The 2,067-nt window shown below is 58.7% G+C and carries 2 rRNA genes; both read left to right on the top strand.

Annotation, left to right across the window (positions count from 1 at the left end):
• Positions 1 to 1,829, top strand: a 23S ribosomal RNA gene (locus ACI793_RS19235); the annotation flags it as partial.
• Between the two features lie 114 nt (positions 1,830 to 1,943).
• Positions 1,944 to 2,060, top strand: a 5S ribosomal RNA gene (gene rrf / locus ACI793_RS19230).
• The last annotated feature ends 7 nt before the right edge of the window (positions 2,061 to 2,067 follow it).

Here is a 2,067-nt window from a genome sequence, read left to right as displayed (position 1 = left end):
CGGCCAGGTGTGTGGATGGGTAGGGGAGCGTCGTGTGGCGGTCGAAGCGGCGGAGTGATCCAGCCGTGGACGCCACGCGAGTGAGAATGCAGGCATGAGTAGCGAGAGGGGAGTGAGAAACTCCCCCGCCGGAAGACCAAGGGTTCCTGGGCCAGGCTAATCCGCCCAGGGTGAGTCGGGACCTAAGGCGAGGCCGACAGGCGTAGTCGATGGACAACGGGTTGATATTCCCGTACCCGCGAAGGAACGCCCATGCTGAACCCAGCGATGCTAACCACCCGAAGCGCCGGTGCCTCTTAGGAGGCCGAGTGCGTGGAGGCTGGGACCCGGACTGGTAGTAGGCAAGCGATGGGGTGACGCAGGAAGGTAGTCCTACCGGTGAGTGGTAGTACCGGTGCAAGGGTGTGGCCCGCGGGGTAGGTAAATCCGTCCCGCATACAGGGTGAGACCTGACGCATAGCCGAATGAGGCGAATTGGATGATCCTATGCTGCCGAGAAAAGCCTCTAGCGAGTTCCGAGCGGCCCGTACCCCAAACCAACTCAGGTGGTCAGGTAGAGAATACCAAGGCGATCGAGCGAACTGTGGTTAAGGAACTCGGCAAAATGCCCCCGTAACTTCGGGAGAAGGGGGGCCATCTACTGTGAACCGCCTTGCGCGGGGCAGCGGTGGGTGGCCGCAGAGACCAGTGAGAAGCGACTGTTTACTAAAAACACAGGTCCGTGCGAAGTCGTAAGACGATGTATACGGACTGACGCCTGCCCGGTGCTGGAACGTTAAGGGGACGGGTTAGTCCTTCGGGGCGAAGCTCAGAACTCAAGCGCCAGTAAACGGCGGTGGTAACTATAACCATCCTAAGGTAGCGAAATTCCTTGTCGGGTAAGTTCCGACCTGCACGAATGGCGTAACGACTTCTCAGCTGTCTCAACCACAGGCTCGGCGAAATTGCACTACGAGTAAAGATGCTCGTTACGCGCGGCAGGACGGAAAGACCCCGGGACCTTTACTATAGCTTGATATTGGTGTTCGGTTCGGCTTGTGTAGGATAGGTGGGAGACTGTGAAGCGGGCACGCCAGTGTTCGTGGAGTCATCGTTGAAATACCACTCTGGTCGAATTGGATGTCTAACTTCGGTCCGTGATCCGGATCAGGGACAGTGTCAGGTGGGTAGTTTAACTGGGGCGGTTGCCTCCCAAAATGTAACGGAGGCGCCCAAAGGTTCCCTCAGCCTGGTTGGCAATCAGGTGTCGAGTGCAAGTGCACAAGGGAGCTTGACTGTGAGACCGACGGGTCGAGCAGGAGCGAAAGCTGGGACTAGTGACCCGGCACCGGCATGTGGAAGCGGTGTCGCTCAACGGATAAAAGGTACCCCGGGGATAACAGGCTGATCTTCCCCAAGAGTCCATATCGACGGGATGGTTTGGCACCTCGATGTCGGCTCGTCGCATCCTGGGGCTGGAGTAGGTCCCAAGGGTTGGGCTGTTCGCCCATTAAAGCGGTACGCGAGCTGGGTTTAGAACGTCGTGAGACAGTTCGGTCCCTATCCGCCGTGCGCGTAAGAGACTTGAGAAGAGCTGTCCCTAGTACGAGAGGACCGGGACGGACGAACCTCTGGTGTGCCAGTTGTACCGCCAGGTGCACTGCTGGTTAGCTACGTTCGGCAGGGATAACCGCTGAAAGCATCTAAGCGGGAAGCTCGCTTCAAGATGAGGTCTCTCACCGGGTTAACCGGGTAAGGCCCCCGCCCAGACCAGCGGGTTGATAGGCCGGAAGTGGAAGCACCGCAAGGTGTGGAGCTGACCGGTACTAATAGGCCGAGGGCTTGACCACACAACACCTACCCAGAGTGTCGTGCAGGTCGAGAGTCGAAGACAAGATTGTCGCGTCCACTGTGCGGTTCTGAACGCACGAACCAGACCGCTGGTTCGAACAAGTTCACAGAGTTACGGCGGTCATGGCGAGAGGGAAACGCCCGGTCTCATTCCGAACCCGGAAGCTAAGCCTCTCAGCGCCGATGGTACTGCCCTGGAGACGGGGTGGGAGAGTAGGACGCCGCCGGACAACTATT

Source organism: Blastococcus sp. SYSU DS0617, assembly GCF_054051075.1.
The sequence above is the reverse complement of the archived record's forward strand: the minus strand, read 5'-3'. Positions and strand labels throughout refer to the sequence as shown.